The following is a 7,035-nucleotide window of genomic DNA, read 5'->3' as shown; positions in this document are numbered from 1 at the left end:
TGGGTGTTGCCGACGCCGTTGAGGTTGTTGCTGCCGGTGAGGGTGAGGTTTTCCAGGTTGGCGCCCAGGGTCCAGCTGACCGAGGAACGCACGGTGTCGGTATCCCACGTCCAGATACCTGTCTCGACGACCATGTCCTTGACGTTGTCGACAATGTAGGTGTCGCTGCCGCTGGCGTCAGTCATCACGTCGGCGCCAAGGCCTCCGTCGAGGATGTTGTCGCCGCGGTTACCTACGAGGCGGTTATTCAGCGCATTACCGGTAGCATTTACGTCGTCGAAGTCGATAAGGGTCAAGTTCTCGAGGTTGCTGCCCAGGGTGTAGCTGATCGACGACAGCACCGTGTCGATCTCGGCCAGCGAAGTGCCTCGTTCGATTACCGTATCGCCGACATTGTCGACGACGTAGGTGTCGTTGCCGGCACCGCCTTCGAGGGTGTCGGCTCCGTCCCAGCCATCGAGTACATTGGCGGCGGCGTTGCCGGTGAGGCTGTTGTCCAGTTCATTACCGGTGAGGCTCAGCGCTGCAGAACCGAGCAGCAAGCCATCCTCGACGTTGTCTTCCAAGTAGTAGCTCACCGCCGTCCTGATCAGGTCGTGGCCTTCGTCGGCCAGTTCGGTGACATGCACTCCATTGTTGTAAATGGCGTAGGTGTCATCGCCGCTGCCGCCAATGAGCTTGTCAGAGCCGGCCCAGCCATCCAGCCAGTCGTTGCCGGCCCCGCCCAGCAGGGTGTTGTTATAATTGTTGCCGATCAGGATGTTGTTCAGGTCGTTGCCGACTACGGTGAATTCACCGAGCCCGGTGACGATGACATCCTCGACGTTTTGCAAGTTGCTTTGACTGAGATCGACAGTGTTGGCGGCCAGGGTCGATGCGTAGTTGATGTACAGCAGATCATTGCCCTGATCAACGCCATCCTGCAGCAGTGCCAGCTCACCGGCCTGGTCAAGGACGTAAATGTCGTCGCCGGCGCCGCCGCTCAACGTGTCCAGGCCAGCCAAGCCGTTGAGGATATTGTTGCCGACGTTGCCGGTCAGTACGTTGTTCAGGGCATTGCCGACACCGTTGGTATTGTCACCGCCGGTCAAGGTGAGGTTTTCCAGGTTGGTACCGAGGGTCCAACTGACCGAGGCGCGTACGGTGTCGATTTCGGAGGTGAGGATGCTGTTCTCGGTAACCAGGTCCTTGAGGTTATCAACAATGTAGGTGTCATTGCCGCTGCCGCCGATCATCACATCGGCACCAATTCCGCCGTCAAGAATGTTATCGCCGCTGTTGCCGATCAAGCGATTGCCCAGCGCGTTGCCGGTGGCGTCGAGGTGGTCGCCGCCAGTGAGGCTCAGGTTCTCCAGGTTATTGCCCAGGGAGTAGCTGATAGACGACATGACCGTGTCGATCTCGGTCAGCAAGGTGCTGGTTTCCATCACCAGGTCACCCACGTTATCCACAACGTAAATGTCGTTGCCTGCACCACCAATCATGATGTCTTGGCCGGCACCGCCATCGAGAACGTTACCCAGCGCATTACCGATCAGTTCATCGTCAAAGGCTGAACCGGTGGCATTTTCGATCTTGGCACCAAAGGCAATCGCCAGCCCGTCATTGATCAGTTCCAGATTCGCAATGTCGACGAATGCCTTGCCGATGTTGCTGAACTCGCCCTCATTCAGGTTCAGTCTGACGGACGCCAGTTGATTACTGGCATCGATCGTATCGTTGCCGCCGGCATCCCAGATGGTTTCGAACACTGATTGATCCGCTGCCCAGCGATAGACGTTGTTACCGGTTTGCCAAAGCATATTGGCGCCGTAAATCTTCTGGATAGCGAGAATATCCAGCAGCATCGGCGTCGTCGGCTGGTAGGAGTACGCATTGTTGTAGCTCATGATCGTGTAATGCGAATCATCGAGCAGTGATGAGATCAGCGTACCGTTGGATTTGCTCGACTCGAATGGATGCTTGAGGCCCAGGGCATGACCGATCTCATGCACGAACGTCATGAAGTCATAAGTGCCTTTGACGGGGGCAGCGTTGCTCGTCGCTGTTCCGATCCAGACATCCCCGGCCAGCGGTGTCCGATCGGGGAAATAGGCCCAGGCAGCAACGCCATCATCCATGCCCCAATAGCCGCCGAATCGCAAATCACCCACGGTATTGATGTTGTCACTCACCAGAGTGAATTTGATGTTGGCCACGGCGCTCCAGGCGCCAAGCGCATTCGTCACGGCATTTTGTTGAGCCGATGTCAGGGCGAAACTATCCAGGAATTCATTTTGGTCGCTGTATTTGATAGCGAAATACGACTGGCTGTTGACGAAACTATAAGTCAGCCGTGTCGCGGAAAGGTCGCCGCCAAAGTCAGGGCTCAGCCAAGAGGTGCCGTAGATCAGGCTGTCGACTTGTTGATTACCGGTCAGAACAGATGATTTTGTTAAAACGTAACCAAGCGGAGACGACATTCTAAATATCCTGAGAGAGCCGCGACCGTCCTGTATGTGGCCGCTACAAAAAGCGATTTTGCACCAGAGCCAGCGTCAATTGATATCACATGGCCATTATTTTTTTAATTGATGGCGTCAAAAAACTGTCCAGCAAAACCTGTGTCGGCGTGCGCCACTAAGTCTTGAGGAATGCGCGCTGGTATCCTGTACGAAATTGATTAATCAGGACCTTCCATGAACGTTCCGACCCCAGCGCTCATCCGCGAAACCTTCCCCGTCGGCCCCCTCCAGTGCAACTGCACAATCATCGGCGACCCGATCACCAAAAAGGCCATCGTCGTCGATCCGGGCGGCAACCACGAACTGATCCTCGCGCGTCTCGATGCCTTGGGCCTGAAAGTGGTCAGCATCATTCACACCCACGCGCATCTGGATCACTTCCTGGCTTCGGGGCAACTCAAGGAGAAAACCGGCGCAACCCTGCACTTGCATAAAGAAGATCAATTCCTCTGGGACAACCTGGAGATGCAATGCCAGATGTTCGGGGTGCCTTATACCCCCGTGCCCTCGCCGGATCGTTGGTTGGCCGATGATGAAGAGCTGGCTTGCGGGTGCGGTGTGGCGTTGCACACGCCGGGTCACACACCCGGCTCCATGAGCTTTTGGTTTTCCGAGGCCAAGCTGCTGATTGCCGGTGATACGCTGTTCAAGCGCGGGGTAGGGCGCACGGATTTATGGGGCGGCGATCAGGCGACTCTTGTGCGCTCGATCAAACAACGGTTGTATACCCTCGACGAAGAGGCGACAGTGGTGACCGGTCATGGTCCGGATACTCGCCTGGGTGATGAAATGCGCGGTAACCCCTTTGTACGAGCCTGAATGTGCAGTTATGAAAGGCACGACGGAATTTTTGGCGTTGGCCATGATCCAACGCCCGCAAAGGTTCATTGCTTAAGTCCGCTGCACCCCAGAATGCAAAAAAAAGTAGGAGCTCTCCATGTTCACCTCGCGTCGTTTGATTATTGTCGCTACTGCTGTGGCTTTGTTGTCCGGTTGCGCATCGCAGACCCCTTATGACAACCAGGGTCCAGCTGATGGCAGCTCTACGGGCATGAGCAAAACCGCCAAATACGGTGGCCTCGGCGCCTTGGCCGGTGCTCTGGCCGGTGCTGCCATCAATCACGATAACCGTGGCAAAGGCGCGCTGATTGGCGCTGCCGTGGTGGGTGCTTCCGCCGCCGGTTACGGTTACTACGCCGACCAGCAGGAGAAAAAATTGCGGGCCAGCATGGCCAACACTGGGGTTGAAGTGCAGCGTCAGGGCGATCAGATCAAGCTGATCATGCCGGGCAACATCACCTTCGCCACCGATTCGGCGAACATCGCGTCGGGCTTCTATCAGCCGTTGAACAACCTGGCGAGTTCGCTCAAGGAGTTCAACCAGAACCAGATCGAGATCGTCGGCTACACCGACAGCACCGGCAGCCGTCAGCACAACATGGACCTGTCCCAGCGTCGTGCCCAGAGTGTGGCGACTTACCTGACTTCCCAAGGTGTCAGCGGCGCCAACCTGACAGCACGCGGTGCCGGGCCGGATAACCCGATAGCCAGCAACAGTGACGTCAATGGCCGGGCGCAGAACCGTCGTGTCGAGGTCAACCTGAAGCCGATTCCGGGTCAGGAATATCAGCAGCAGGGTCAAGTGCAGCAGTATCCTTAAAGCGTCTGATTGAACCCCAGGCGTAAAAAGCCCGCCCGATCTTCAGCAGATCGGGCGGGCTTTTCTGTGTCACCTGCTCAGGCCTCTTCGCGGGCAAGCCCGCTCCCACAGGATTTGTGTTTGACCCCTATCTTGTGATCGACGAAGAACACTGTGGGAGCGGGCTTGCCCGCGAAGAGGCCCTGACAGGCACCAGAGATATCGGATCAGCAACAAAAAAGCCCCCGGACGATCATTCATCCGAGGGCTTTTTCATGTCACGCGAAACCTGATTACTTCTTCAGGCCGTAATGCTCATCGAGCATGCCCGGCGCGTTCGGGGCTTTGGGGGCGTAGTCGCGAGGCGGTTCCTGATCGCGCGGTGGCGTCAGGCGTTCCCGTGGAGCCTGCGCCGCGTCGGCGTGCAGGGCAGCCAGCAAGCGTTGGCGAGTCTGCTCGTCCAGGGCCAGACGATTGGCGCCCTCGGCGAGGTGATCTTGCACTTCCTGATAGCTCTGAGTCAGTTTCTTGACCAGTGTTGCAGTGCTGTTGAAGTGGGTGATCACTTCGTTTTGATAATTGTCAAAACGTTCCTGAATATCATCCAGCTGACGTTGCGTGCGGTTAGGCGCGGCATTCGGCACCAGGCGAGCGATCAGAAATCCAATGGCGACACCCACAACCAGGGCAAGAGTCGGTAACAACCAAACTAAGAGCGAGTGTTCCACGAGTCCTTCCTCTATAAACGGCTTTGCTTTACGTTAACGGCTCGAACCTGCGCTGTATACCGCGATTCACTCGCAATAGATTGGCACAGACAATTGGCTAGACGAGTCGACCCGATTCGAGGTCACGGAGTTCCTTCCTTGCTTATGCGCGAAACCCCCGTAATGATTGATGGCCCGGTCGGCCAACTGGAAGCCCTTTACCTGGATATTGAACAGCCGCGCGGCCTGGCGCTGATCTGTCATCCGAACCCGGTGCAGGGCGGCACCATGCTCAACAAAGTCGTCTCGACCTTGCAGCGCACCGCGCGCGACGCCGGCTTGATTACTTTGCGTTTCAACTACCGTGGCGTCGGCGCCAGTGAAGGCTCGCACGACATGGGCACGGGTGAAGTCGACGATGCCCAGGCGGCGGCCCAGTGGCTGCGGGCCAGGCATCCTGGAATACCTTTGACCCTGTTCGGTTTTTCCTTTGGCGGATTTGTTGCAGCAAGTCTCGGCGGACGTCTGGAAGCCAACGGCGAGCAGCTCGAGCATTTGTTCATGGTGGCGCCCGCCGTCATGCGCTTGGGCGATCAGGATCAACTGCCGCAACAAGGTACATTGACCCTGATCCAGCCGGAAACCGACGAAGTCATCGACCCGCAGCTCGTTTACGACTGGTCCGACGCACTCCAGCGCCCCCATGAGCTGCTGAAAGTGGCAGAATGCGGACACTTTTTTCATGGCAAGCTGACCGATCTCAAGGATCTGATCCTGCCGCGTCTTTCGAATTGATTGCAGTCTGACAAGCGACTACCCATGACGACTCGTACCCGTATCCTCACCGGCATCACCACCACCGGCACGCCGCACCTGGGCAACTACGCCGGCGCTATCCGTCCGGCGATCATCGCCAGCCATGACAGCAATGCCGATTCGTTCTACTTCCTGGCCGACTACCACGCCCTGATCAAATGCGATGACCCGCTGCGCATCCAGCGCTCGCGTCTGGAAATTGCCGCGACCTGGCTGGCCGGTGGCCTGGACGTGGACCGTGTGACCTTCTATCGCCAGTCCGACATCCCGGAAATCCCTGAGCTGACCTGGTTGCTGACCTGCGTGGCCGCCAAGGGCCTGCTCAACCGTGCGCACGCCTACAAGGCCTCGGTGGACAAGAACATCGAAACCGGCGAAGACCCGGACGCCGGCATCACCATGGGCTTGTACAGCTACCCGGTGTTGATGGCAGCAGACATTCTGATGTTCAACGCCCACAAGGTGCCGGTCGGTCGTGACCAGATCCAGCACGTGGAAATGGCTCGGGACATCGGCCAGCGCTTCAATCACTTGTTCGGCCAAGGTAAAGAATTCTTCACCATGCCCGAAGCGCTGATCGAGGAAAGCGTCGCGACCTTGCCGGGCCTCGACGGTCGCAAGATGTCGAAGAGCTACGACAACACCATTCCGTTGTTCAGCAGCGCCAAAGAGATGAAAGACGCGATTTCGCGGATCGTCACCGACTCCCGTGCCCCGGGCGAAGCCAAGGATCCGGACAATTCGCACCTGTTCACCTTGTTCCAGGCCTTCGCTACGCCGGCACAATCCGACGAATTCCGCAGCGAATTGCTCCAGGGCCTGGGTTGGGGCGAGGCGAAAAATCGTCTGTTCCAGTTGCTCGACAGCGAATTGGGTGAATCCCGCGAGCGTTATCATCAACTGATCGAACGCCCGGCGGATCTGGAAGACATGCTGCAGCTTGGCGCCAAAAAGGCCCGCTCGGTGGCGACGCCGTTCCTCCACGAATTGCGCGAGGCGGTCGGCCTGCGTTCTTTCGTCGCTCAGACCCAAGTCGCAGCGACCACGAAGAAGAAAGCCGCAAAAGCCGCGCGCTTCGTCAGCTTCCGTGAAGACGACGGCAGTTTCCGCTTCCGTTTGCTGGCGGCCGATGGCGAGCAGTTGTTGCTGTCGCGCAACTTCGCCGATGGTAAAACCGCAGGGCAAGTGACCAAGCAACTGCAATCCGGTCAAGCCTTGGATGTGCGCAGTGAAGACCTGAGCTTCAGTGTCTGGCTGGAAGGCGAGCGCGTTGCCGACAGCCCGGCCTTTGCCAACAGCGCTGCTCGTGATGCTGCCATCGGTGCTTTGCGCGTTGCCCTGACACCGGTTCAGGAATAATCAACGGCTC

6 protein-coding genes are annotated in these 7,035 nt (G+C 57.8%); 4 read left to right on the top strand and 2 right to left on the bottom strand.

What is annotated here, in order from left to right:
* Nucleotides 1-2,462: M10 family metallopeptidase (locus tag BZL43_RS12280; RefSeq protein WP_143517851.1), on the bottom strand; the 2,462-nt coding region annotated here is incomplete at its 3' end.
* A 216-nt stretch (nt 2,463-2,678) separates the two neighbouring features.
* Here BZL43_RS12280 and BZL43_RS12275 point away from each other — a divergent pair.
* Both BZL43_RS12275 and BZL43_RS12270 read left to right on the top strand, forming a co-directional pair.
* Nucleotides 2,679-3,323: an MBL fold metallo-hydrolase gene (locus tag BZL43_RS12275; protein WP_095632545.1), complete on the top strand. Its 645-nt coding sequence runs from the start codon at nt 2,679-2,681 to the stop codon at nt 3,321-3,323.
* Nucleotides 3,324-3,441: 118 nt separating this feature from the next.
* The gene (locus BZL43_RS12270) at nt 3,442-4,164 is read left to right on the top strand and encodes an OmpA family protein (protein ID WP_095632544.1); all 723 of its coding nucleotides are present in this window, start codon (nt 3,442-3,444) and stop codon (nt 4,162-4,164) included.
* A gap of 272 nt (nt 4,165-4,436) precedes the next feature.
* Here BZL43_RS12270 and BZL43_RS12265 read toward each other — a convergent pair whose 3' ends face one another.
* Nucleotides 4,437-4,871 (bottom strand): YhcB family protein, encoded by a 435-nt coding sequence (locus BZL43_RS12265; RefSeq protein ID WP_095632543.1) that lies wholly within the window; start codon nt 4,869-4,871, stop codon nt 4,437-4,439.
* 144 nt (nt 4,872-5,015) lie between these two features.
* Here BZL43_RS12265 and BZL43_RS12260 point away from each other — a divergent pair, with 144 nt between their 5' ends.
* A complete protein-coding gene (locus BZL43_RS12260) occupies nt 5,016-5,645 on the top strand; it encodes an alpha/beta hydrolase (protein WP_095632542.1) in 630 nt (209 codons plus the stop codon).
* 24 nt (nt 5,646-5,669) lie between these two features.
* Nucleotides 5,670-7,025, top strand: a complete 1,356-nt coding sequence (locus tag BZL43_RS12255) for a tryptophan--tRNA ligase (RefSeq protein WP_095632541.1) — start codon at nt 5,670-5,672, stop codon at nt 7,023-7,025.
* Nucleotides 7,026-7,035: the final 10 nt, after the last annotated feature.

Source organism: Pseudomonas sp. PICF141 (assembly GCF_002286815.1).
Lineage (GTDB): Bacteria > Pseudomonadota > Gammaproteobacteria > Pseudomonadales > Pseudomonadaceae > Aquipseudomonas.
Note: the sequence above shows the minus strand (reverse complement) of the source record. Positions and strands in the feature narration are given on the sequence as shown.